The sequence below is a fragment of the Streptomyces atriruber genome (genome assembly GCF_001418325.1).
In the GTDB taxonomy this organism is placed as follows: Bacteria; Actinomycetota; Actinomycetes; order Streptomycetales; family Streptomycetaceae; genus Streptomyces; species Streptomyces atriruber.
This window is the reverse complement of record NZ_LIPN01000185.1, coordinates 22,463-45,154: the sequence shown is the minus strand read 5'-3', so window position 1 is coordinate 45,154 and position 22,692 is coordinate 22,463. Positions and strand designations below refer to the sequence as shown.

Annotated in this window: 23 protein-coding genes; 10 read left to right on the top strand and 13 right to left on the bottom strand. The window is 69.9% G+C overall.

Annotated features, from left to right (window positions below):
* Positions 1–957: DUF7847 domain-containing protein (locus AOK03_RS20715; protein WP_079074855.1), on the top strand; the 957-nt coding region annotated here is incomplete at its 5' end.
* A gap of 67 nt (positions 958–1,024) precedes the next feature.
* Here AOK03_RS20715 and AOK03_RS20710 read toward each other — a convergent pair.
* The 8 genes from AOK03_RS20710 to AOK03_RS20675 all read right to left on the bottom strand — a co-directional run bounded on the left by AOK03_RS20710 (position 1,025) and on the right by AOK03_RS20675 (position 7,654).
* Positions 1,025–1,363 carry a metal-sulfur cluster assembly factor gene (locus AOK03_RS20710; RefSeq protein ID WP_030358830.1) on the bottom strand — a complete coding sequence of 113 codons (339 nt, stop codon included), beginning with the start codon at positions 1,361–1,363 and terminating at the stop codon, positions 1,025–1,027.
* The gene (gene sufU, locus AOK03_RS20705) at positions 1,360–1,833 is read right to left on the bottom strand and encodes a Fe-S cluster assembly sulfur transfer protein SufU (RefSeq protein ID WP_055566804.1); all 474 of its coding nucleotides are present in this window, start codon (positions 1,831–1,833) and stop codon (positions 1,360–1,362) included. Before sufU ends, AOK03_RS20710 begins: the two co-directional genes overlap by 4 nt.
* A 16-nt stretch (positions 1,834–1,849) precedes the next feature.
* A complete protein-coding gene (locus tag AOK03_RS20700) occupies positions 1,850–3,106 on the bottom strand; it encodes a cysteine desulfurase (RefSeq protein ID WP_055566803.1) in 1,257 nt (418 codons plus the stop codon).
* Positions 3,103–3,867 carry a Fe-S cluster assembly ATPase SufC gene (gene sufC, locus AOK03_RS20695; RefSeq protein ID WP_055566802.1) on the bottom strand — a complete coding sequence of 255 codons (765 nt, stop codon included), beginning with the start codon at positions 3,865–3,867 and terminating at the stop codon, positions 3,103–3,105. The genes AOK03_RS20700 and sufC overlap by 4 nt, the downstream gene beginning before the upstream one ends.
* 7 nt (positions 3,868–3,874) lie before the next feature.
* Positions 3,875–4,219: a bifunctional 3-phenylpropionate/cinnamic acid dioxygenase ferredoxin subunit gene (locus AOK03_RS20690; protein ID WP_055566801.1), complete on the bottom strand. Its 345-nt coding sequence runs from the start codon at positions 4,217–4,219 to the stop codon at positions 3,875–3,877.
* The gene (sufD, locus tag AOK03_RS20685) at positions 4,216–5,397 is read right to left on the bottom strand and encodes a Fe-S cluster assembly protein SufD (protein ID WP_055566800.1); all 1,182 of its coding nucleotides are present in this window, start codon (positions 5,395–5,397) and stop codon (positions 4,216–4,218) included. Before sufD ends, AOK03_RS20690 begins: the two co-directional genes overlap by 4 nt.
* 86 nt (positions 5,398–5,483) lie before the next feature.
* Entirely contained in the window at positions 5,484–6,905 is a 1,422-nt protein-coding gene (gene sufB, locus AOK03_RS20680; RefSeq protein ID WP_055566799.1) for a Fe-S cluster assembly protein SufB, read from the bottom strand.
* Positions 6,902–7,654: a helix-turn-helix transcriptional regulator gene (locus tag AOK03_RS20675; RefSeq protein ID WP_055566798.1), complete on the bottom strand. Its 753-nt coding sequence runs from the start codon at positions 7,652–7,654 to the stop codon at positions 6,902–6,904. The genes sufB and AOK03_RS20675 overlap by 4 nt, the downstream gene beginning before the upstream one ends.
* Before the next feature lie 161 nt (positions 7,655–7,815).
* Here AOK03_RS20675 and AOK03_RS20670 point away from each other — a divergent pair, with 161 nt between their 5' ends.
* Complete coding sequence (locus AOK03_RS20670; RefSeq protein WP_055566797.1) at positions 7,816–8,607, top strand: AAC(3) family N-acetyltransferase; 792 nt, start codon at positions 7,816–7,818, stop codon at positions 8,605–8,607.
* 22 nt (positions 8,608–8,629) lie between these two features.
* Here AOK03_RS20670 and AOK03_RS20665 read toward each other — a convergent pair whose 3' ends face one another.
* Positions 8,630–9,409, bottom strand: a complete 780-nt coding sequence (locus AOK03_RS20665; protein ID WP_055566796.1) for a formate/nitrite transporter family protein — start codon at positions 9,407–9,409, stop codon at positions 8,630–8,632.
* Positions 9,410–9,520: 111 nt separating this feature from the next.
* On the opposite strand from AOK03_RS20665, the gene AOK03_RS20660 reads away from it, so the two are divergent.
* From AOK03_RS20660 to AOK03_RS20650, 3 genes are all read left to right on the top strand, one after another.
* The gene (locus AOK03_RS20660; RefSeq protein ID WP_055566795.1) at positions 9,521–10,444 is read left to right on the top strand and encodes an ABC transporter ATP-binding protein; all 924 of its coding nucleotides are present in this window, start codon (positions 9,521–9,523) and stop codon (positions 10,442–10,444) included.
* 180 nt (positions 10,445–10,624) lie between these two features.
* Positions 10,625–11,395, top strand: a complete 771-nt coding sequence (locus tag AOK03_RS20655; protein ID WP_055566794.1) for an ABC transporter permease — start codon at positions 10,625–10,627, stop codon at positions 11,393–11,395.
* Between the two features lie 80 nt (positions 11,396–11,475).
* Positions 11,476–12,465 (top strand): COX15/CtaA family protein, encoded by a 990-nt coding sequence (locus AOK03_RS20650; RefSeq protein ID WP_055566793.1) that lies wholly within the window; start codon positions 11,476–11,478, stop codon positions 12,463–12,465.
* Here AOK03_RS20650 and AOK03_RS20645 read toward each other — a convergent pair.
* The 3 genes from AOK03_RS20645 to AOK03_RS20635 form a co-directional block, all read right to left on the bottom strand.
* A complete protein-coding gene (locus AOK03_RS20645) occupies positions 12,445–13,551 on the bottom strand; it encodes an amidohydrolase family protein (RefSeq protein WP_055566792.1) in 1,107 nt (368 codons plus the stop codon). The genes AOK03_RS20650 and AOK03_RS20645 overlap by 21 nt on opposite strands.
* Before the next feature lie 104 nt (positions 13,552–13,655).
* Positions 13,656–14,003, bottom strand: a complete 348-nt coding sequence (locus tag AOK03_RS20640) for a hypothetical protein (protein WP_055566791.1) — start codon at positions 14,001–14,003, stop codon at positions 13,656–13,658.
* 103 nt (positions 14,004–14,106) lie between these two features.
* Positions 14,107–15,060 carry a heme o synthase gene (locus AOK03_RS20635; protein WP_079074854.1) on the bottom strand — a complete coding sequence of 318 codons (954 nt, stop codon included), beginning with the start codon at positions 15,058–15,060 and terminating at the stop codon, positions 14,107–14,109.
* Between the two features lie 419 nt (positions 15,061–15,479).
* Here AOK03_RS20635 and tkt point away from each other — a divergent pair, with 419 nt between their 5' ends.
* The 5 genes from tkt to pgl are packed head-to-tail and all read left to right on the top strand — an operon-like array spanning position 15,480 to position 22,105.
* Positions 15,480–17,582 (top strand): transketolase, encoded by a 2,103-nt coding sequence (gene tkt / locus AOK03_RS20630; RefSeq protein ID WP_055566789.1) that lies wholly within the window; start codon positions 15,480–15,482, stop codon positions 17,580–17,582.
* A 34-nt stretch (positions 17,583–17,616) separates the two neighbouring features.
* Complete coding sequence (tal, locus tag AOK03_RS41960) at positions 17,617–18,735, top strand: transaldolase (protein ID WP_055566788.1); 1,119 nt, start codon at positions 17,617–17,619, stop codon at positions 18,733–18,735.
* A 6-nt stretch (positions 18,736–18,741) separates the two neighbouring features.
* Positions 18,742–20,265, top strand: coding sequence for a glucose-6-phosphate dehydrogenase (gene zwf, locus AOK03_RS41955; RefSeq protein WP_055566787.1), 1,524 nt, complete (start codon positions 18,742–18,744; stop codon positions 20,263–20,265).
* The gene (gene opcA / locus AOK03_RS20615) at positions 20,262–21,329 is read left to right on the top strand and encodes a glucose-6-phosphate dehydrogenase assembly protein OpcA (RefSeq protein WP_055566786.1); all 1,068 of its coding nucleotides are present in this window, start codon (positions 20,262–20,264) and stop codon (positions 21,327–21,329) included. Before zwf ends, opcA begins: the two co-directional genes overlap by 4 nt.
* Complete coding sequence (gene pgl, locus AOK03_RS20610) at positions 21,326–22,105, top strand: 6-phosphogluconolactonase (RefSeq protein ID WP_055566785.1); 780 nt, start codon at positions 21,326–21,328, stop codon at positions 22,103–22,105. Before opcA ends, pgl begins: the two co-directional genes overlap by 4 nt.
* A 52-nt stretch (positions 22,106–22,157) precedes the next feature.
* Here the strand turns inward: pgl and AOK03_RS45210 are convergent, their stop codons facing one another.
* Positions 22,158–22,652 (bottom strand): DUF2087 domain-containing protein, encoded by a 495-nt coding sequence (locus AOK03_RS45210; RefSeq protein WP_107098045.1) that lies wholly within the window; start codon positions 22,650–22,652, stop codon positions 22,158–22,160.
* Positions 22,653–22,692 lie beyond the last annotated feature (40 nt).

The following is a 22,692-nucleotide window of genomic DNA, read 5'->3' as shown; positions in this document are numbered from 1 at the left end:
GTCATCCCCCTCGCCCCACTCGGCGTCGACCACGTCCTCGGCGGCGCCTTCGCCACCATGCGGCGCTACGCCAAGCCGCTGTTCGGCACCGCCGCCGCGGCGTACGGCCTGCTCGCCGCGGTGATGACGGGCGCGCTCCTGCTCGCGTACGCCGCCACCCGCGACGACTTCCGGGCCATGTACGAGCCGGGCGCCACCTTCTCGTGGGAGCACGGCCGCCCCCTCCTCATCGCCTTCGGCACGGTCTGGGCGACGGGCATGCTCGCGAGCCTCGCCATCAACTCCTTCGTCCAGGCGGCCTGCGCCGCGACGCTGCACGAGGCGGTGCTCGGCCGCCCCACGACCTTCCGCGCCGTGTGGCGCAGGGCCTGGGCCCGCACTCCGGCCGTGTCGGCCGTGACGCTGCTGCTCGCCCTGGTCCTGGTGCTCCCGCTCGCGGCGTTCGTCCTGCTCTTCGTCGCCTTCTTCGTCACGGTCCTGACCGACTCGACGCTCCCCTTCGGCCTGTTCTTCCTGCTCTTCCTCCTGGTGCTGCCGCTGGCGGCCTGGCTGTACGTCACCTTCGCCTTCGCCCCCGCGGCCGCCGTCCTCGAATCGGCGGGCCCCCTCACCGCACTGCGCCGCTCCGCCCGCCTCGTGCGCGGCGCGTGGTGGCGCACGTTCGGCATCTCGTTGCTCGCCGGAGCCATCGTCGGGATCGTGTCCCTCGCGTTCCGGATCCCCCTGCAGTTCGCCGCCCCGGATCCCCCCGCGGTGACCCCCGACAGCGACACCTCCGAGATCCTCTTCGACCAACTGCGCTCCCAGTTCGGCCTGTACGCGATCCTCGCCCTGCTCGGCACCCTGCTCACCCAGCTGATCGCCACGGTCTTCCTGCCCCTGGTGACGGCCCTGCTCTACATCGACCGCCGCATCCGCAGGGAGGGCCTGGCGCACTCCCTCCACTCGGCGGCGTGAGCGAGCACGACGAAGCCCCCCGGAGAATCCTCCGGGGGGCTTCGAAGCAGTGCGGTCCCAGACCGTCTCAGACGTTGAACCCGAGCGCCCGAAGCTGCTCACGGCCATCGTCCGTGATCTTGTCGGGGCCCCACGGCGGCATCCAGACCCAGTTGATCCGGAGCTCGTTGACGATGCCCTCCGTCGCGGACTTCGCCTGGTCCTCGATGACGTCGGTCAGCGGGCAGGCCGCGGACGTCAGCGTCATGTCGATCGTGGCGATGTTCGCGTCGTCGATGTGCACGCCGTAAATCAGGCCGAGGTTGACGACGTCGATGCCCAGCTCGGGGTCGACGACGTCGTACAGCGCCTCGCGGACCTCTTCCTCGGAAGCGGGCTTCGTGGTCAGGGTCTCGTTCTCGCTCATGCGGTCTTCCTCTCAGCGACGTCGGCATCGGTGCCCAGCGCCTGGGCCGTCGCGTCCTTCCACGCCATCCAGCTCAGCAGAGCACACTTCACGCGCGCCGGGTACTTGGAGACCCCGGCGAACGCGACCGCGTCCTCCAGGACCTCCTCCATCGCGTCGTCCGGCTCCAGCTTGCCCTTGGACTGCATCAGCTCCAGGAACACCTCCTGGATCCGCTGCGCCTCGGCGAGCTCCTTGCCGACCAGCAGGTCGTTCAGGACGGACGCGCTGGCCTGGCTGATGGAGCAGCCCTGGCCCTCGTACGACACGTCGGCGATCGTCGACCCGTCGTACTTCACGCGCAGCGTGATCTCGTCGCCGCACGTCGGGTTGACGTGGTGCACCTCGGCGTCGCCATCGCGCAGACCACGCCCGTGCGGGTGCTTGTAGTGGTCCAGGATGACTTCCTGGTACATCGAATCCAGCTTCACGTTCCCAGCCAGCCCCTCAGCCGAAGAAGTTCCGTACGTGCTCCAGGCCGTCGACGAGAGCGTCGATCTCGCCGGGCGTGGAGTACAGATAGAACGACGCTCGCGTGGTCGCAGGAATTCCGTACCGCAGGCAGACGGGACGCGCGCAGTGGTGACCCACGCGCACCGCGATGCCCTGCTCGTCGAGGACCTGGCCCACGTCGTGCGGGTGGATGTCGCCGAGCGTGAAGGAGATCGCGGCGCCGCGCTCCTCCGCCGTCGTCGGACCGATGATGCGCAGGTCCGGGACTTCGAGGAGGCGCTTGACCGCGTACTCGGTGATCGCGTGCTCGTGCGCGGCGATCTTGTCCATGCCGATGGCCGACAGATAGTCCACGGCCGCGCCCAGGCCCACGGCCTGGGAGACCGGCGGCGTGCCGGCCTCGAACTTGTGCGGCGCGGGCGCGTACGTCGACGAGTTCATCGACACGGTCTCGATCATCTCGCCGCCGCCGAGGAACGGGGGCAGGTCCTCCAGGAGCTCCTGGCGGCCCCACAGCACGCCGATGCCCGTCGGGCCGCACATCTTGTGGCCGGTGAAGGCCACGAAGTCGGCCTGCAGCGCCTGCACGTCGAGCGGCATGTGCGGAGCGGCCTGTGAGGCGTCGATCAGGACGAGCGCGCCGACCTCCTGGGCGCGGCGCACGATGGCCTCGACCGGGTTGTGCGTGCCCAGGATGTTCGAGACCAGGACGAAGGAGACGATCTTCGTCTTCTCCGTGATGACCTCGTCGATGTTCGAGAGGTCGAGACGGCCGTCGTCGGTCAGGCCGAACCACTTCAGCTTCGCACCCGTGCGCTGCGAGAGCAGCTGCCACGGCACGATGTTGGAGTGGTGCTCCATCTCCGTGATGACGATCTCGGTCTCGTGGTCCACGCGGTAGGGCTCGTCGGCCCAGCCCAGCATGTTGGCCACGAGGTTCAGCGACTCCGAGGCGTTCTTGGTGAAGATCACCTCGTCGCGGCTGGGCGCGTTGATGAACTCCGCGACCTTGTCACGGGCGCCCTCGTACAGCGCCGTGGCCTCCTCGGCGAGGACGTGCACGCCGCGGTGAACGTTGGCGTTGTGCTGCTCGTAGTACTCGTTCAGTACGTCGAGGACCTGGCGCGGGGTCTGCGAGGTCGCCGCGTTGTCCAGGTACACGAGCTTCTTGCCGTCGTGGATCGTGCGATCCAGGATCGGGAAGTCCTTGCGGATCGCCTCGGTGTCGAGGAGGCCCGGCAGCTGTGTCACGCGGATGCGCCACCCTTCGTGTAGGCCTCGTAGCCCTCGGCCTCCAGCTTGTCGGCGAGCTCGGCGCCGCCGGACTCGGCGATGCGGCCGTTCGCGAAGACGTGCACGAAGTCGGGCTTGATGTAGCGCAGGATGCGCGTGTAGTGCGTGATGAGGAGGGTGCCGACCTCGCCCGTCTCGCGGACGCGGTTGACGCCGTCCGAGACCTGGCGCAGCGCGTCGACGTCCAGACCGGAGTCCGTCTCGTCGAGGATCGCGATCTTCGGCTTGAGGAGCTCCATCTGCAGGATCTCGTGGCGCTTCTTCTCACCGCCGGAGAAGCCCTCGTTCACGTTGCGCTCGGCGAAGGCCGGGTCCATCTGGAGCTGCTCCATCGCGGACTTGACCTCCTTCACCCAGGTGCGCAGCTTGGGGGCCTCGCCGCGGATCGCCGTCGCCGACGTGCGCAGGAAGTTGGAGACCGAGACGCCGGGGACCTCGACCGGGTACTGCATGGCCAGGAACATGCCGGCGCGGGCGCGCTCGTCGACGGACATCTCCAGGACGTCCTCGCCGTCGAGGGTCACGCTGCCCTGGGTGATCGTGTACTTGGGGTGACCCGCGACCGAGTAGGCGAGCGTCGACTTGCCGGAGCCGTTCGGGCCCATGATGGCGTGGGTCTCGCCCTGCTTCACGGTCAGGTCGACGCCCTTGAGGATCTCCTTCGTGGCGTTGTCGGCCTCGACGGTGACGTGCAGGTCCTTGATTTCAAGCGTTGCCATGGGTGCCTCAGGACTCCTGGGAAAGGGAGGCGTGTACGTCAACGAGTACATCGCCCCCTTCGATCTTTACGGGGTATACGGGGACGGGGCGCGTCGCGGGAAGGCCGGACGGCTTGCCGGTGCGGAGGTCGAAGCTGGAGCCGTGCAGCCAGCACTCGATCTGACAGTCCTCCACCTCGCCCTCGGAGAGGGAGACGTTCGCGTGCGAGCAGATGTCGTGAATCGCGTACACCTCGCCCTCGGTGTGGACGACCGAGACCGGCGTGCCGTCGAGTTCCACCCGCTTCGGGGTGTCCTCCTCCAGCTCGCTCAGTCCGCAGGCCCGAACGAAGCGGGCTTGGTCGAGGCTCATGCGACGGTCGCCTCCAGCTCCTCTTCGATCTTCGCGATGAGGCGCTCCTCGACGTCGGGCAGGCCGATCTGCTGGACCAGCTCGGCGAAGAAGCCACGGACGACGAGGCGGCGGGCCTCCTCCTCCGGGATGCCGCGCGACTGCAGGTAGAAGAGCTGCTCGTCGTCGAAGCGGCCGGTCGCCGAGGCGTGGCCCGCGCCGACGATCTCGCCGGTCTCGATCTCGAGGTTCGGCACCGAGTCGACCCGGGCGCCATCGGTCAGCACGAGGTTGCGGTTCATCTCGTACGTGTCCGTGCCCTCGGCGGCGGCCTCGATGAGGACGTCGCCGATCCACACCGCGTGCGCGTCGTCGCCCTGGAGCGCGCCCTTGTAGACGACGTTGGACTTGCAGTGCGGGGTGTTGTGGTCGACCAGGAGGCGGTGCTCCTGGTGCTGGCCGGCGTCGGTGATGTAGAGGCCGAAGAGCTCGGCCTCGCCGCCGGTGCCCGCGTAGTTGACGCGCGGGTGCAGGCGGACCAGGTCGCCGCCGAAGGTGACGACCACGGACTTGAAGGAGGCGTCGCGGCCGACCAGCGCGTTGTGCTGGGCGACGTGCACCGCCTTGTCGTCCCAGTCCTGGACGGAGACGACGGTGAGCTTGGCGCCGTCGCCGACGACGAAGTCGACGTTGGCGGCGAGCACGGCGTCACCGGTGTGGTCGATGACGACCAGGGCCTCGGCGAACGCGCCGAGCTCGATGACCTGGTGCGCGAAGGCGGTGCCGCCCTCGCCGTGCACGGCGATGCGGATCGGCTCGGTGAGCACCGTCTCCTTGGGGACGGTCACGATCGAGGCCTTCTCGAAGGACGAGTAGGCCTGCGCGGCGATGCGGTCGACGGGCTTGCCCGCCTTGCCGACGCGCGCGTCGTCCCGGCCGACGGTCTCCTGGGTGACGCCCTCGGGGGCACTCACCTCGACGCGGATGCCGCCGTCGGCGACCGCGGTGCCGTCGTGCAGCCCGCGCAGGCGCTCCAGCGGCGTGAACCGCCACTCCTCCTCGCGGCCGTGCGGCACCGGGAAGCTGTCCACGTCGAAGGACGGGGGCGCGCTCATGCGGGTCGCGACGGTGGACTCGGCGGCCACCGCGATCGATCCTGCGGTGGTCGATCCCACCGGGATGTTCTGAGCCTCAGCCATGGCTGTCGTCGTGCTCTCTCTCTGCGTAAAGAAGTCAGTAGCTGCGGAGGCCCGGCCGGCGCTCGACCGGCCGGGACCGGCCGGTGTTAACCGACCGAACCCTCCATCTGCAGCTCGATCAGCCGGTTCAGCTCCAGGGCGTACTCCATGGGCAGCTCCTTGGCGATCGGCTCGACGAAGCCGCGCACGATCATCGCCATGGCCTCGAACTCCGTCATGCCGCGGCTCATCAGGTAGAAGAGCTGGTCGTCGGAGACCTTGGAGACGGTGGCCTCGTGGCCCATGGAGACGTCGTCCTCGCGGACGTCGACGTAGGGGTAGGTGTCCGACCGCGAGATCGTGTCGACGAGCAGCGCGTCGCACAGCACGTTCGACTTCGATCCGGCGGCACCCTCACCGATCTCGACGAGGCCGCGGTACGACGTACGACCGCCGCCGCGCGCCACCGACTTGGAGACGATGTTGGAGGACGTGTTCGGTGCCATGTGGACCATCTTGGAGCCGGCGTCCTGGTGCTGGCCCTCGCCCGCGAAGGCGATGGACAGGGTCTCGCCCTTGGCGTGCTCGCCCATGAGGTAGACGGCGGGGTACTTCATCGTCACCTTGGAGCCGATGTTGCCGTCGATCCACTCCATGGTCGCGCCCTCGTACGCCACGGCGCGCTTGGTGACCAGGTTGTAGACGTTGTTCGACCAGTTCTGGATCGTCGTGTAGCGGCAGCGGCCGCCCTTCTTCACGATGATCTCGACCACGGCGGAGTGCAGCGAGTCCGACTTGTAGATCGGCGCGGTGCAGCCCTCGACGTAGTGAACGTAGGCGTCCTCGTCCACGATGATCAGGGTCCGCTCGAACTGACCCATGTTCTCCGTGTTGATGCGGAAGTAGGCCTGGAGCGGGATCTCGACGTGCACGCCCTTGGGGACGTAGATGAACGAGCCACCGGACCAGACGGCGCTGTTCAGCGAGGCGAACTTGTTGTCACCGACGGGGATGACGGTTCCGAAGTACTCCTTGAAGAGCTCCGGGTGCTCCTTCAGCGCCGTGTCGGTGTCCAGGAAGATGACGCCCTGCTCCTCCAGGTCCTCGCGGATCTGGTGGTAGACGACCTCGGACTCGTACTGGGCCGCGACACCGGCGACGAGGCGCTGCTTCTCCGCCTCGGGGATGCCGAGCTTGTCGTACGTGTTCTTGATGTCCTCGGGCAGGTCCTCCCAGGACTCCGCCTGCTTCTCCGTGGAGCGCACGAAGTACTTGATGTTGTCGAAGTCGATGCCCGTGAGGTCCGAGCCCCAGTTCGGCATGGGCTTCTTGTCGAAGAGGCGCAGGCCCTTGAGGCGGAGCTTGGTCATCCACTCCGGCTCGTTCTTCTTCGCGGAGATGTCGCGGACGACGTCCTCGTTGATGCCGCGCTTGGCAGAGGCACCGGCGGCGTCGGAGTCGGCCCAGCCGTATTCGTAGTTGCCCAGACCCTCGAGTTCGGGGTGGGCAGTCTCCGTGGGGAGCGTCATGCGGGGTTCCTCCCGGCCGTGCTTGCTGATGCTGGTGTGGTGGTCCGTTTGGTACTGCTGCTGCCGCTGCCGCCGCTTCGCGGGATGAACGTCGTACAGACGCCGTCTCCGTGGGCGATGGTGGCGAGGCGCTGCACATGCGTGCCGAGGAGCTCGGAGAACATCTCCGTCTCCGCCTCGCAGAGCTGCGGAAACTGTTCCGCGACATGGGCGACCGGGCAGTGGTGCTGGCAGAGCTGTTCGCCGACCGGTGCGCTGCGCGCCGTAGCAGCGTACCCGTCCGCGGTCAACGCCTTCGCCAGAGCCTCGGTGCGCCGTTCGGGGGGCGCGGCGTCCATCGCCCGCTTGTACGTCTCGGCCTGGGCGACGATCCTCGCCCGGGCGAAGTCGACGACGGCCCCCTCGCCGTGGTGCTCGGTGATCCACCGGAGCGCTTCCGCGGCCAGCTTGTCGTACGACTGGTCGAAGGCGTCGCGCCCGCAGTCGGTCAGGGCGAAGACCTTGGCGGGGCGGCCCCGGGTCCTGGCGCCGTACACCCGCTGTTCGCGGGGCTCGACCACGTTCTCGTGGGCGAGGGCGTCGAGGTGCCTGCGGACGGCCGCCTGGGTGAGGCCGAGGCGCTTGGCGAGGTCGGCGACGGTGGACGGGCCGTGGTCCAGGATGGACCGCGCGACACGGTTGCGCGTCGAGCGATCCGAGCGCGACCCTGCCGCGAGTTCCTCCTGCGGAGCCTCGCCAACGTTTTTCACAACGCCATTGTTGCGTAATTCCTCAGAGCCTGACAACCCGCGCCCCGATCACCGGACGGTGCGCTGCATCACTTAGGCATACCTAAGCTGACCTGCGGAAACGATCACTGATCGATCAATTCGGTGGCGCTTCCGAGTCTCTTCGGGAAGACTTCCCGACCATGCCGACACCCCCTCCGACCGGCCCTTTGTGCACGCGCGAGTCGCTCACGGACGAGCTCCTGAAGCTCGGCGTGCGCCCCGGCGAGACGCTCCTCGCGCACACCTCGCTCAGCTCGCTCGGCTGGGTCAGCGGCGGTGTGGTCGCACTCGTCCAGGCGCTCCTCGACGCACTCGGCCCCGACGGCACGCTGGTGGTCCCCACCCACACCGGTGACAACTCCGAGCCCTCGGCGTGGCAGAACCCGCCCGTGCCCGAGGAATGGTGGCCGGTGCTGCGCGCGTCGATGCCCGCGTACGACCCGCTGACCTCGCCCTCCTTCGGCGTCGGCGTCGTCCCCGAAGCCGTGCGCACCTGGCCGGGCGCCCTGCGCAGCACCCACCCGCACGCGTCCTTCGCGGCGCTCGGCCCCGCCGCCGCCACGATCACCGCCGGGCACGCCCGCACCTCCAGCTTCGGCGAGCGCAGCCCGCTGGCACACCTGGAGAAGGCGGGCGCCCGCGTCCTGCTGCTCGGCGCGGGCTACGACTCCTGCACCGCCTTCCACCTGGCCCAGTACCGCATCCCGGGCCCCGAGGCCGAGAACTCCTTCGCGGTCATGACGCCCCAGGGACGCCAGTGGACGACCGTGCGGGAACCCGCGTTCCCGAGCGACCGCTTCGCGGAGCTCGGCGCGGCCTTCGAGCGGGACACTGAGGTCGTACGAGGCCGCGTGGGCGCCGCCGAATCGCGGCTGTTCCCGGTTGCCGACGCCGTCGCGTACGCCGAGCGGTGGCTGGCGTCGCCCGCCTAGGGCCTGATCCGCCGGGCAGGCCCTAGAGGTCTTCCGCACGCTCTGGACGGCCCATGAACCAGTAGGAGCCCGCGACGAGCAGACCGCCCCCGACCACGTTCCCCGCCACCGTGAACAGCAGGTTCCTGCCCAGGTCGGCGAAGCCCGCGCCGCCGTCCAGGATGGCGAGGGCGAACAGCGCCATGTTCGCCACGCAGTGCTCGAAGCCGACCGCGACGAACACCAGGACCGGTATCCACAGCACGAAGATCTTCGCGCCGTCGCCCTCGGCCCGGTAGAACATCCAGATCGCCAGGCAGACCAGGAAGTTGCAGAGCACCGCACGCCAGAAGAGCTGACCGCCGTCCAGCGCCTCCTTGCCCCGCACCATGTCGGCGAGCATCGCCCGCGCGGACGGCGCCGACGTCACGCCCGACGCCTGCACCATGGCGCCGAAGACGAAGGCGCCGACGAGGTTCCCGGCCAGCGAGAGCCCCCAGCTGCCCACCAGGTCCCGCGCGCCCGTGCGCCCCGTCAGCGCCCCGATCAGCATCACCATCACATTGCTGGTGAAGAGCTGGGCTCCCGCGAACATCACGATCGTCAGCGCGATCGGGAAGACCGCTCCTTCGAGGAGCCGCACCGCCGACGAGCCCGCCGCCACGAACGGCGACACCGCCACCAGGAGCAGCACCTCGCCCACCCCGATGTACGCGCCCGCGAGCACCGCCGAGACGAAGTAGCGCGGAGCGCTTCGGAGGTCGTGCGCCTTGTGCGCCGCCTGCTCGGATGTCTCCTCGACGTTCTCCGCGATGCTGGTCACGCATCGACGCTAGGTCCCGATTCGTGCGCGTAAGGACGGAAAAGGTCCCTGGCAAGGGGACCGCCGCCCCGCGCGTCCGGGACTTCGGGCCCGTCCCTAGACTGGCTCACCATGCGAAACGAGCCCGTCGTCCAGATCGAGAATCTGGTCAAGCGGTACGGACCCAAGACCGCGGTGGACGGTCTCGACCTGACGGCAGGGGCCGGTATCACCGCCGTCCTCGGCCCCAACGGCGCGGGCAAGACCACCACGATCGAGACCTGCGAGGGCTACCGGAAGCCGGACTCCGGCACCGTCCGCGTCCTCGGCCTCGACCCGGTCCGCCAGGCCGAGGCCCTGCGACCCCGCGTCGGCGTGATGCTCCAGTCCGGCGGCGTCTACTCCGGCGCCCGCGCCGACGAGATGCTCCGCCACGTGGCCAAGCTCCACGCCCGGCCGCTGGACGTCCCCGAGCTCATCGAGCGCCTCGGCCTCGGCAGCTGCGGCCGCACCACCTACCGGCGGCTCTCCGGCGGCCAGCAGCAGCGCCTGGCGCTCGCCATGGCCGTGGTCGGCAGGCCCGAGCTGGTCTTCCTCGACGAGCCGACCGCGGGCCTCGACCCGCAGGCGCGCCGGGCGACCTGGGAGCTGGTGCGCGATCTGCGCCGCGACGGGGTCTCCGTCATCCTCACCACGCACCACATGGACGAGGCCGAGGAGCTCTCCGACGACGTCGCGATCGTCGACGCGGGCAAGGTCATCGCCCAGGGCAGCCCCGACACGCTCTGCCGCGGCGGCGCCGAGAACACCCTGCGCTTCACCGGCCGCCCCGGCCTGGACGTCGGCTCACTCCTCAAGGCCCTGCCCCCGGACTCCGCCGCGGCCGAACTGACCCCGGGCGCCTACCGCGTGAGCGGCACGGTCGACCCGCAGCTGCTCGCCACGGTCACCTCGTGGTGCGCGCAGCACGGAGTCATGCCGGACCGCATCTCGGTCGAACGCCACACCCTGGAAGACGTTTTTCTCGAGCTCACCGGCAAGGAGTTGCGCTCATGACGCAGACCCACTCGTCTTTCGGCCGGGGGCCCGGGGGTTGTCCCCCGGGAAAGCACAGCCTCGAGCTCACCGGCAAGGAGTTGCGCTCATGACGCACACCCACTCGTCTTTCGGCCGGGGGCCCGGGGGTTGTCCCCCGGGAAAGCACAGCCTGGAGCTCACAGGCAAGGAGCTGCGCGGATGAGCGCCGCCGGAACGTACACGCCGAAGCCGGGCGCCGCCCCGCTCCCTCGCATGATCGCGGCGCAGGCGGCCCTGGAGACGAAGATGCTGCTGCGCAACGGCGAGCAGCTGCTCCTGACGGTCATCATCCCGACGCTGCTGCTCGTCCTCTTCAGCGCGGTCGACATCGTCGACACCGGCAAGGGCGAGGCCGTGGACTTCCTCGCCCCCGGCATCCTCGCGCTGGCCGTGATGTCGACGGCGTTCACGGGACAGGCGATCGCGACGGGCTTCGAGCGCCGGTACGGCGTGCTCAAGCGGCTCGGCGCCTCACCGCTCCCCCGCTGGGGCCTGATGACGGCGAAGACCCTCTCGGTGCTGGTCACCGAGGTCCTGCAGGTCGTTCTCGTCACGGTCATCGCGTTCGCGCTCGGCTGGTCGCCGCACGGCAACCCCTTCGCCGTGCTGCTGCTCCTGGTGCTCGGCACAGCGGCGTTCTCCGGGCTCGGCCTGCTGATGGCGGGCACGCTCAAGGCGGAGGCGACGCTGGCGGCCGCGAACCTCGTCTTCCTGTTGCTCCTGATGGGCGGCGGTGTGATCGTCCCCCTGGACAAGTTCCCCGACGCGGCTCAGACGCTCCTCGGACTGCTCCCCATCTCGGCGCTCTCGGACGGCCTGCGCGACGTCCTGCAGCACGGCGCGGGCATGCCGTGGAAGGACCTCGGCATCCTCGCGGTGTGGTCGGTGCTCGGGCTCGGCGCGGCGGCGAAGTTCTTCCGCTGGGAGTAACCGTGGTCACAAAAGCACCGCATACGTCCCCCTCGTGAAGCCGTGCACAAGCGGCCCCCTACGATGGGCGCGTGCCAAACGTGACCCGAGCCGACATCGCTCAAGCCGTGCGGAACCCGCTCGCCTTCATCGCCGAGCGCTGGACCCCCACCCAGCGGACCGTCCAGCGGGCGGCCCTGATCTCCCTCGTCATGACGGTCCTCATCGTGGTGACGGGCGGCGCTGTCCGACTGACCGGCTCGGGCCTCGGCTGCCCGACCTGGCCCAAGTGCACGGACGACTCGCTGACCGCGACCCATGAGATGGGCGTCCACGGAGCCATCGAGTTCGGCAACCGCATGCTGGCGTACGTGCTCTCCGCGGCCGTCGGCTGGGCGATCATCGCGGCCCGCTCGCAGAAGCCGATGCGGCGCAGCCTCGTCCGGCTCGGCTGGGTGCAGTTCTGGCTGGTCATGGGCAATGCGGTGCTCGGCGGCATCGTCGTCCTCGTCGGCCTGAACCCGTACACGGTCGCGGCACACTTCCTGCTCTCCTCCGCCCTGATCGCGGTCGCCGTCGTCATGTGGCAGCGGACCCAGGAGGGCGACGCGGAACCGCGGCCGCTGGTCGGCAAGGCCGTGGCGCAGCTCGTCTGGTTCCTGGTCGCGGCCGCCGCCCTGCTGATCGTGGTGGGCACCGTCGTGACGGGCGCCGGGCCGCACGCGGGCGACTCCAGCGACGTGCCGCGAATGGGCGTCGACTGGGAGGCGGTCAGCAAGCTGCACGCGGTCCTCGCCTGGATCGTGGTGACGCTGACGTTCGCCCTGTGGTTCGTCCTGAAGGCGGTCGACGCGCCGCCCGGCCCGCTGGTCCGCACCCGCCAGCTGTTCCTGATCCTGCTGTCGCAGGGCACGATCGGTTACGTCCAGTACTTCACGGACCTGCCGGAGCTCCTGGTCGGCCTGCACATGCTGGGCTCGTGCGTGGTGTGGATCGCCGTGGTGCGCGTCCTGCTCTCGCTGCGGGAGCGTCCGCTCACCACGGCCGACCTGCCCGCCCAGGCGGACGACTCACGGCTCTCGGCCGTCTGACCCGACCGGCAGCCCGTACACCCGCCGCGCGTTGCCCGCGGCGATCAGACCCGCCACGCGCTGCGCGTCGGTGAGCGACCAGGCGCCCTCCGCGACCCAGGTCCCGAGCACCCTCCCGAGTGCCTCCCTGAACAGGTGTGCCCCGACGACGTGCAGTTCGGGCAGCCCGTGGGCGCCGCTGGAGAACAGCAGCTTGCCGAAGGGCGCCAGTTCGAGGATCTCGGCGAGCACGGCGGCCGCGCGGGCTCCGGTGCGGACGAGTGCGGGGCCGAGATCGGCGTACACGTGCGGGAAGACGGCCGCGAGGTGCGCGGCGCTGCGGTGGTACGGATAGCCGTGCAGCAGCACCAGATCGGTGCCGAGCCCGGCGGTGGCCCGCGCGAACTCCCCGAAGTACGTCTGCGGGTCCCCGGCCCCCGCGTGCAGCTGCAGCGGGCGGCCCGAGGCCACCGCGATCCACAGCAGATGCCGCAGCAGCACGGGATCGGCGAGCACGCCGCCCACCTGCCGCCCCGCGAGCCAGCGCCCCACCGCGCCCCGCACCTCGCCGGGCCCCGGCGGCTCCGGGGCGAGGGCGAGCGGATGCCGCTCGCCCGCGACCGAGGTGAAGGCGACGGCTCCGGCGGCGGCCGCGTGCACGGACTCGGCGAGGTTGGCGAGGAACGAGTCGGCGGTGCCCGAGGTGTCCGCGACCTGCTCGGCCAGTAATTCCAGGCGGACGATCTCGCGGGCGTCGGCGGCACCGGCGGAGGCCATCTCGCCGGGTCCCGTCAGGTCCCCGGGCAGGCCCGTGTCGACGAGGTACGTGGTGATGCCGCTGCCGCGCAGGAGGCGCCGCCCCGACTCCAGGACGCCGAGTTCGCGGCGGCGGGCGAGATAGCGGGCCGGCGGGCAGTGCGGCTCGATGCCGAGCAGCGGCGGGCACCAGCGGCGCACCGCGAAGCCGGTCTGGGTGTCGAAGAAGGTGGTGCCGGGGGCGGGCGGTCCCTCGCCCCGGCCGAGGTGGGCCTCGAAGGTGCCGAGGCCCAGCTCCGTACGGAGGACGCCATGGCAGTACTGATCCACCAGGGACGGCGTTTCGATCATCCGGACTCCCGATGCGTGGACCTTGCTCCTACGGTCCTAACGGGTGACCCGGGTGTCAGGTGTTGCTTTCGGCCTTTATCGGCGGAAGCAGTTGCCGGGGGCCGTCAGTCGTTGCTCGGGCCGCCGATCTGGATGCCGGCCATCCGCTTCCACTCGTAGGGGCCGGTCTTCACCTTGGCGGCGAATTCCCCGGCGAAGTCCTCGTGGACGGTGATTCCGGCCTTTTCCACGGCGCTCTGCGCGACGGCGTAGGTGGGCGCCACCAGGTCGCCCCAGCCGCCGTCCTCGCCGACGAGGACGATCCGGGTGCCCTCGTGCCCGATGTACGCGATCTGCGCCTCGGCCCCGCCGTGGGCCCGCGCGAAGGCGCCGATCTCCTTCGCGAGCCGGGCCGCCCGGCGCTCGGCCTTCGCGGCCTGCTTGCTGTCGTCCACCTGCTGCGTGTCTGCCATGAGCAGGATGCTACCGACGGGTAGATCAACTGGCGACGGGCGGGGCACGTGGCGTGCAACACCACGTGCCCCGCCCGTCGGCAGAGCCCTCGACCGTGGACGGTCAGCGCAGGAAGGGGTCCACCGCCACGGCGACGAAGAGCAGCGAGACGTAGGTGATGGACCAGTGGAAGAGCCGCATCTCCTTGAGCTTGCCGCCCGTGACCTCCGCCTTGGCCCGGTTCTGCAGCCCGTGCGCCTCCCACAGCCACCAGCCGCCGGTCACCAGCGCCACCGCGGTGTAGAACCAGCCGGTGTAGCCGAGCGGCTGCAGCAGCAGCGAGACGGCGACCATGACCCAGCTGTAGAGGACGATCTGGCGGGCGACCACCTTGTTGGAGGCGATGACCGGCAGCATCGGCACGCCCACGCGGGCGTAGTCGTCCTTGACCTTCATGGAGAGCGGCCAGTAGTGCGGCGGCGTCCAGAAGAACATGACGAGGAAGAGGACGATCGGCGCCCACGACATCGAGTTGGTGACCGAGGACCAGCCGATGAGCACCGGCAGACAGCCCGCGATGCCGCCCCAGACGATGTTCTGCGAGGTCCGGCGCTTCAGGATCATCGTGTAGACGACCACGTAGAAGAGCAGCGCGCCGAGCGAGAGCCAGGCGGAGAGCCAGTTGACGGCGAAGCCGAACAACAGGGTGGAGACGACCGCGAGGGTGATGCCGAAGGCGAGGCACTCGCGGGGGCTGACCATGCCCGTCACCAGCGGCCGCTGCGACGTGCGGTCCATCAGCGCGTCGATGTCGCGGTCGATGTACATGTTGAGCGCGTTCGCGCCCCCCGCGGAGAGGTATCCGCCCAGGCAGGTCACGAAGACCAGCCACAGGTCGGGCACTCCTTGCTCGGCGAGGAACATCACCGGAACGGTGGTGATGAGCAGAAGCTCGATGATCCGCGGCTTGGTCAGCGCCACGAACGCCTTGACACGAGCCCCGAACGGCCGATGGCTCGGGCTAAGGTCCGTCCCGGAAACCCCCGCTGGACGGGATTCAACGGCCGTCACGCACACCCCTGACAGAGACATCCCAGCGAGCCGACCAGCACCTTCAGACATGAAGATCCGGTAAAGGCCCGCGCGTACCACGCCACTGTAGACGTTGCCCATACCTCGCCCTTCGCGGGGGTGGGGTCGTGTTGAGCGACCGGCCGAACGACGTCCGGGGCGACTTGGGTCGCCACATGAGCGGAACCGTGCGTTCATTGAGCGGACAAATGGGCGACACCTATGGCCTTTTGAGCGGACATATGAGCGAGCCCGTATTCACTTGCGGAATGTCTGCGCTTTCCTTTCGGCAGGCGCATCCTCGCATGTCACTGCAGTCTGGAATGACTCGAAAAAATGAGCGTTCTAGCAACGGTAGGCTCGACATCGGCCGGTGGGATCTACGCCGCCGGCATTCGACATGTGGAGAGGAGCCCTGACTCAGGGTGAGCACCAAGCCGACCACCACAGACCTCGAGTGGACCGAACTGGACCAGCGGGCCGTTGACACCGCCCGCGTCCTGGCCATGGATTCCGTACAGAAGGTCGGCAACGGCCATCCCGGTACGGCCATGAGCCTCGCGCCCGCCGCGTACACCCTCTTCCAGAAGGTGATGCGCCACGACCCGGCGGACGCCGAGTGGACCGGCCGCGACCGGTTCGTCCTCTCTGCGGGCCACTCGTCCCTGACCCTCTACATCCAGCTGTACCTGGCCGGCTTCGGCCTGGAGCTGGATGACCTGAAGGCCTTCCGCACCTGGGGTTCGAAGACCCCGGGCCACCCGGAGTACGGCCACACGGTGGGCGTGGAGACGACCACGGGCCCGCTGGGCCAGGGCGTTGCCAACGCCGTGGGCATGGCGATGGCCGCCCGCTACGAGCGCGGCCTGTTCGACCCGGAGGCGGCCGACGGCTCGTCCCCGTTCGACCACTTCGTCTACGCCATCGCCGGTGACGGCTGCCTCCAGGAGGGCATCTCCGGCGAGGCCTCGTCGCTGGCCGGGCACCAGAAGCTCGGCAACCTGATCCTGCTGTGGGACGACAACCACATCTCGATCGAGGGCGACACCGAGACCGCGGTCTCCGAGGACACCCTCAAGCGGTACGAGGCGTACGGCTGGCACGTCCAGCGCGTGGCGCCCAAGGCGGACGGCGACCTCGACCCCGCCGCCCTCTACGCCGCGATCGAGGCCGCCAAGGCCGAGACCGAGCGCCCCTCCTTCATCGCGATGCGCTCGATCATCGCCTGGCCCGCCCCGAACGCGCAGAACACCGAGGCCGCACACGGCTCGGCGCTCGGCGACGAGGAAGTGGCCGCCACCAAGCGCGTCCTCGGCTTCGACCCGGAGCAGACCTTCGAGGTCTCCGACGAGGTCCTGGCGCACGCCCGCAAGGCGCTCGACCGGGGCCGCGAGGCCAAGGCCGAGTGGGAGAAGGGCTTCGCCGCCTGGCGCACCGCGAACACCGCGCGCGCGGCCGAGTTCGACCGCATCGCCGCGGGCGAGCTGCCCGAGGGCTGGGAGGAGAAGCTCCCGGAGTTCGAGACCGGCAAGGGTCTCGCCACGCGTGCCGCGTCCGGCAAGGTCCTGCAGGCGCTCGGCGCGGTCATCCCCGAGCTGTGGGGCGGCTCCGCCGACCTGGCGGGCTCCAACAACACCACCATCGACAAGAACTCCTCGTTCCTGCCGAAGGGCAACCCGCTGCCGGAGGCCGATCCGTACGGCCGCACGATCCACTACGGCATCCGCGAGCACTCCATGGCCGCGGAGATGAACGGCATCGCGCTGCACGGCAACACCCGCATCTACGGCGGCACCTTCCTGGTGTTCTCCGACTACATGCGCAACGCCGTGCGTCTGTCCGCGCTGATGCACCTGCCGGTGACGTACGTGTGGACGCACGACTCCATCGGCCTCGGCGAGGACGGCCCGACCCACCAGCCGGTCGAGCACCTGGCCTCGCTGCGCGCCATCCCGGGCCTGAACGTCGTGCGCCCGGCCGACGCGAACGAGACCGTCATCGCGTGGCGCGAGATCCTCAAGCGCTACACCAAGGAGTTCGGCAAGGGCACCCCGCACGGCCTCGCGCTGACCCGCCAGGGTGTGCCCACGTACGAGCGCAACGAGGACGCCGCCAAGGGCGGCTACGTCCTCTTCGAGGCCGAAGGGCCCAACGGGCAGAGCACAGCGCCCGAGGTCGTGCTCATCGGCACCGGCTCCGAGGTCCAGCTCGCCGTCGAGGCGCGCGAGCAGCTGCAGGCCGCGGGCGTCCCGACGCGAGTCGTCTCGATGCCGTCGGTCGAGTGGTTCGAGGAGCAGGAGCAGGGGTACCGCGAGAGCGTGCTCCCGCCGTCGGTGAAGGCGCGCGTGGCGGTCGAGGCGGGCATCGGCCTGACCTGGCACCGCTTCGTCGGTGACGCCGGTCGCATCGTTTCGCTGGAGCACTTCGGTGCCTCCGCGGACGCCAAGGTGCTCTTCCGCGAGTTCGGGTTCACCGCCGACGCGGTGGCCCAGGCGGCGCGGGAATCGATCGCCGCCGCTCAGCGCTGACGCTCATATACGACCAAGTAGGAGATGTAATTCCATGACAGACGCACTCAAGCGCCTTTCCGAAGAAGGCGTCGCGATCTGGCTGGACGACCTGTCGCGCAAGCGGATCACGTCCGGCAACCTCGCCGAGCTGATCGACCAGCAGCACGTCGTGGGCGTCACGACCAACCCGTCGATCTTCCAGAAGGCGATCTCGTCGGGCGACGGCTACGAGCAGCAGCTCGCCGACCTCGCCGCCCGCAAGGTCACCGTCGAAGAGGCCATTCGCATGATCACGACGGCGGACGTCCGTGACGCCGCCGACATCCTGCGCCCGGTCTTCGACGCGACGGGCGGCCAGGACGGCCGCGTGTCGATCGAGGTCGACCCGCGTCTGGCGCACAACACGGCGGCCACGGTCGCCGAGGCCAAGCAGCTGGCCTGGCTGGTGGACCGGCCGAACACGCTCATCAAGATCCCGGCCACCAAGGCGGGCCTCCCGGCGATCACCGAGGTCATCGGCCTCGGCATCAGCGTCAACGTCACGCTGATCTTCTCGCTGGAGCGCTACCGCGCGGTCATGGACGCCTTCCTCGCCGGCCTGGAGAAGGCCAAGGAGCGCGGCCTGGACCTGTCCAAGATCCACTCGGTGGCGTCCTTCTTCGTGTCCCGCGTGGACACCGAGATCGACAAGCGCCTGGACGGCATCGGCACGGACGAGGCCAAGTCCCTCAAGGGCAAGGCCGCGCTCGCCAACGCGCGGCTGGCGTACGAGGCGTACGAGGAGGTCTTCTCCTCCGACCGCTGGGCCGCCCTCGACAAGGCCCAGGCCAACAAGCAGCGTCCGCTGTGGGCCTCGACCGGCGTCAAGGACCCCGCGTACAAGGACACGCTCTACGTCGACGACCTCGTCGCGCCCAACACGGTGAACACGATGCCGGAGGCGACCCTGGAGGCCTCGGCCGACCACGGATCGATCACCGGCAACACCATCGCGGGCACGTACGACCAGTCGCGCGCGGAGATCGCCGCGGTGGAGAAGCTCGGCATCAGCTACGACGATGTCGTGCAGCTGCTCGAGGACGAGGGCGTCGAGAAGTTCGAGGCGTCCTGGAACGACCTGCTCAAGTCGACTGAGGCCGAGCTCCAGCGCCTCGCTCCCGCGAAGGGCTGACCCACCTTGTCAAGCAGCAATCCGCTGCGTGACGCCGCAGACCGACGGCTCCCGCGTATCGCGGGGCCGTCGGGCCTGGTCATCTTCGGCGTCACGGGCGATTTGTCCCGTAAAAAGCTGATGCCTGCTGTGTACGACCTCGCCAACCGAGGCCTGTTGCCGCCGGGCTTCTCCCTCATCGGCTTCGCCCGCCGCGAGTGGCAGGACGAGGACTTCGCGCAGGAGGTGCACGACGCCGTCAAGCAGCACGCGCGCACGCCCTTCCGCGAGGAGGTCTGGCAGCAGCTCATCCAGGGCATGCGCTTCGTCCAGGGCAACTTCGACGACGACGACGCCTTCGAGCAGCTCAAGGCCACCATCCAGGAGCTGGACAAGGCACAGGGAACGGGCGGCAACTTCGCCTTCTACCTCTCCGTGCCCCCGAAGTTCTTCCCCCAGGTCGTCCAGCAGCTCAAGAAGCACGAGCTGGCGGACGCCCCCGAGGGCTCCTGGCGGCGTGCCGTCATCGAGAAGCCGTTCGGCCACGACCTGGCGTCCGCGCAGGACCTGAACGCGATCGTGCACGAGGTGTTCGCCCCGGACCAGGTGTTCCGGATCGACCACTACCTCGGCAAGGAGACCGTCCAGAACATCCTGGCGCTCCGCTTCGCCAACCAGATGTTCGAGCCGATCTGGAACCGGTCCTACGTGGACCACGTCCAGATCACGATGGCCGAGGACATCGGCATCGGCGGCCGCGCCGGCTACTACGACGGCATCGGCGCCGCCCGTGACGTCATCCAGAACCACCTGCTCCAGCTGATGGCGCTGACCGCGATGGAGGAGCCCGCCTCCTTCGACGCCAACGCGCTCGTCGCGGAGAAGGCCAAGGTGCTCGGCGCCGTCCGGCTGCCGAAGGACCTCGGCAGGGACACGGTGCGCGGCCAGTACTCCGCGGGCTGGCAGGGCGGCGAGAAGGCCGTCGGCTACCTCCAGGAAGACGGCATCGACGCCAAGTCGAAGACCGACACCTACGCCGCGATCAAGCTGGAGGTGGACAACCGCCGCTGGGCGGGCGTCCCCTTCTACCTGCGCACCGGCAAGCGCCTGGGCCGCCGCGTCACCGAGATCGCGGTCGTCTTCCAGCGCGCGCCGCACTCCCCCTTCGACCACACCGCCACCGAGGAGCTCGGGCAGAACGCGATCGTCATCCGCGTCCAGCCCGACGAGGGCATCACGGTCCGGTTCGGCTCGAAGGTGCCCGGCACCTCCATGGAGATCCGGGACGTCTCGATGGACTTCGCGTACGGCGAGTCCTTCACCGAGTCCAGCCCGGAGGCGTACGAGCGTCTGATCCTGGACGTCCTGCTCGGCGACGCCAACCTCTTCCCGCGCACGGAGGAGGTCGAGCTGTCCTGGAACATCCTCGACCCGATCGAGCAGTACTGGGACAAGCACGGCAAGCCCGCGCAGTACGCGTCCGGCACCTGGGGCCCGGCCGAGGCGGACGAAATGCTCGCACGAGACGGACGGAGCTGGCGCCGGCCATGAAGATCGACCTCACGGACACCACGTCCAGCAAGATCAACAAGGCGCTCGTGCAGGGCCGCCGCGCGATCGGCACCCCGGCCGTCGGCATGGTGCTCACCCTCGTCATCGTCACCGACGAGGAGAACGCCTACGACTCGCTGAAGGCGGCCAGCGAGGCGTCCCGCGAGCACCCCTCGCGCACCCTCGTGGTCATCAAGCGCGCCGCCCGCTCGCCCCGCGACCGCACCACCTCGCGCCTCGACGCCGAGGTCCGGGTCGGCGCGGACGCGGGCACCGGCGAGACGGTGATCCTGCGGCTGTACGGCGAGGGCATCAATCACGCCCAGTCCGTCGTCCTGCCGCTGCTGCTGCCCGACGCCCCCGTGGTCGCCTGGTGGCCGGTGAACGCCCCGCTGGACCCCGCCAAGGACCCGCTCGGCGCCCTGGCCCAGCGCCGCGTCACGGACACGTACGCCGCGGAGCAGCCGATCCACGAGCTGACCGCGCGCGCCGAGGCCTACCACCCCGGCGACACGGACCTGTCCTGGACCCGCATCACGCCGTGGCGCTCCATGCTGGCCGCCGCGCTCGACCAGGTCACCTGCAAGGTCACCTCGGTGCAGGTGGAGGGCGAGGAGTTCAACCCGAGCTGCGAGCTGCTCGCCATGTGGCTGGCGGACCGCCTCGACGTCCCCGTGCAGCGCACGCTGTCGGCGGGCCCCGGCCTGACCGGCGTACGCATGGAGACCACCTGCGGTCCCATCGTGCTCGACCGCGCCGACGGTGCCCTCGCCACGCTCTCCATCCAGGGGCAGCCCGACCGTGCGGTGGCGCTCAAGCGCCGCGAGACGGCCGAGCTGATCGCCGAGGAGCTGCGCCGCCTGGACCCGGACGACACCTACGCGTCCGCGCTGAAGTACGGCGTGGACCGTCTGGGCGAGCCGGCGGAGCAGACGGACTCGCTCCGCGACGAGAAGCCGTCCGACGACGCGAAGGACGAGGCCGAGGCCAAGGCGGCCGCGTCGGAGGAGCCGAAGAAGGCCCCCGCCAAGAAGACCGCGGCGAAGAAGGCGGCGGCGAAGTGACCGCGGCTCCGCAGCTCGTCGTCCACCGCGACAAGGAGCTGATGGCGCAGGCCGCCGCGGCCCGCCTCATCACGAAGATCGTGGACGCGCAGGCCGCCCGCGGCCACGCGTCGGTGGTCCTCACCGGCGGCCGCAACGGCAACGGCGTGCTGGCGGCGCTGGCCTCCTCCCCCGCGAAGGACGCGATCGACTGGTCACGTCTGGACCTGTGGTGGGGCGACGAGCGCTTCCTGCCCGACGGCGACCCGGAGCGCAACTACACACAGGCCAAGGAGGCGCTGCTCGACTCGGTGCCCCTCAACCCGGCCCGGGTGCACCCGATGCCCGCGTCGGACGGCGCGTACGAGGTGGACGCGGCGGCGGAGGTCTACGCCGCCGAACTCACCGCGGCCGCGGGCCCGGAGGATCATGGCCCCGTGCCGACCTTCGACGTCCTGATGCTCGGCGTCGGCCCGGACACGCACGTCGCGTCACTCTTCCCCGAGCTCCCCGCGGTGCGCGAGACGGAGCGCTCGGTGGTCGGCGTGCACGGCGCGCCGAAGCCCCCGCCGACCCGTGTCACGCTCACGCTCCCGGCGATCCGGGCGGCCCGCGAGGTATGGCTGCTCGCGGCGGGCGAGGACAAGGCGAACGCGGCGGCCATCGCCCTGTCGGGCGCGGGCGAGGTGCAGGCCCCGGCGGCGGGCGCCTACGGCCGCTCGCGCACGCTGTGGCTCCTGGACGCCGCGGCGGCCTCCCAGCTCCCCCCGGAGCTGTATCCGCCGGCCGTCGCCTGACGCTCTGCCGCGTTACGTCCCTGAGGGCCCCGCACCGTCCGGTGCGGGGCCCTCAGGCGTCCACGAGGACGCGTCGGTAGCTGCTGCCGTCCTGCTCGCGGACGAGGAGGCCGTCGGTGACGCAGTACCTCCGCAGCGCCGCCGTGTCGTCGTGGACGGTGCGGAACGCGTCGTTGATCTCGCCCTCGCTGTAGGTGCGGTCGGCGTCGAAGAGGGTGTCCATGAGGTGGACGAGGAGTTCGTGGCGCACGACGGGGCGCACCGGGATGGCCGTGAGGCGGCCGTGCGCGAAGAAGCCGGTGAGGCGGCGCGGCACCGTGGGATGGGCGTGCGCGTCGACGGGGTCCGGCGCGCGCCGGAAGACGGCCGGGTCGGCCCTGAGCGATCCGTCGGGCTGCCGCTCCACGAGCCCGGTGGCGAGGAGGCGTCCCAGGTGCCTGCGGGCGACGGCCGAGTCGGCCTCGCGCGGCGGCAGGTCGTCGAGGACTATCCGCGCGTACAGCCTGAGTCTCTCGGGGTCGGCGAGCGCGGCGTGCAGCTGGTCCATGACGGGGTCCCTCCCGGCGGGTGACAGAGCCGAAGCAGTG

Bases quoted from the DNA above. Each gene is read 5' to 3' on its own strand.
- AOK03_RS20640 (WP_055566791.1), bottom strand. From the start codon at position 14,003: ATGGCAGACACGCAGCAGGTGGACGACAGCAAGCAGGCCGCGAAGGCC.
- AOK03_RS45210 (WP_107098045.1), bottom strand. From the start codon at position 22,652: ATGGACCAGCTGCACGCCGCGCTCGCCGACCCCGAGAGACTCAGGCTG.
- AOK03_RS20670 (WP_055566797.1), top strand. From the start codon at position 7,816: ATGCCGACACCCCCTCCGACCGGCCCTTTGTGCACGCGCGAGTCGCTC.
- tal (WP_055566788.1), top strand. From the start codon at position 17,617: ATGACAGACGCACTCAAGCGCCTTTCCGAAGAAGGCGTCGCGATCTGG.
- opcA (WP_055566786.1), top strand. From the start codon at position 20,262: ATGAAGATCGACCTCACGGACACCACGTCCAGCAAGATCAACAAGGCG.
- AOK03_RS20645 (WP_055566792.1), bottom strand. From the start codon at position 13,551: ATGATCGAAACGCCGTCCCTGGTGGATCAGTACTGCCATGGCGTCCTC.
- AOK03_RS20655 (WP_055566794.1), top strand. From the start codon at position 10,625: ATGAGCGCCGCCGGAACGTACACGCCGAAGCCGGGCGCCGCCCCGCTC.
- AOK03_RS20690 (WP_055566801.1), bottom strand. From the start codon at position 4,219: ATGAGCCTCGACCAAGCCCGCTTCGTTCGGGCCTGCGGACTGAGCGAG.
- sufD (WP_055566800.1), bottom strand. From the start codon at position 5,397: ATGGCTGAGGCTCAGAACATCCCGGTGGGATCGACCACCGCAGGATCG.
- sufB (WP_055566799.1), bottom strand. From the start codon at position 6,905: ATGACGCTCCCCACGGAGACTGCCCACCCCGAACTCGAGGGTCTGGGC.
- sufC (WP_055566802.1), bottom strand. From the start codon at position 3,867: ATGGCAACGCTTGAAATCAAGGACCTGCACGTCACCGTCGAGGCCGAC.
- AOK03_RS20660 (WP_055566795.1), top strand. From the start codon at position 9,521: ATGCGAAACGAGCCCGTCGTCCAGATCGAGAATCTGGTCAAGCGGTAC.
- AOK03_RS20710 (WP_030358830.1), bottom strand. From the start codon at position 1,363: ATGAGCGAGAACGAGACCCTGACCACGAAGCCCGCTTCCGAGGAAGAG.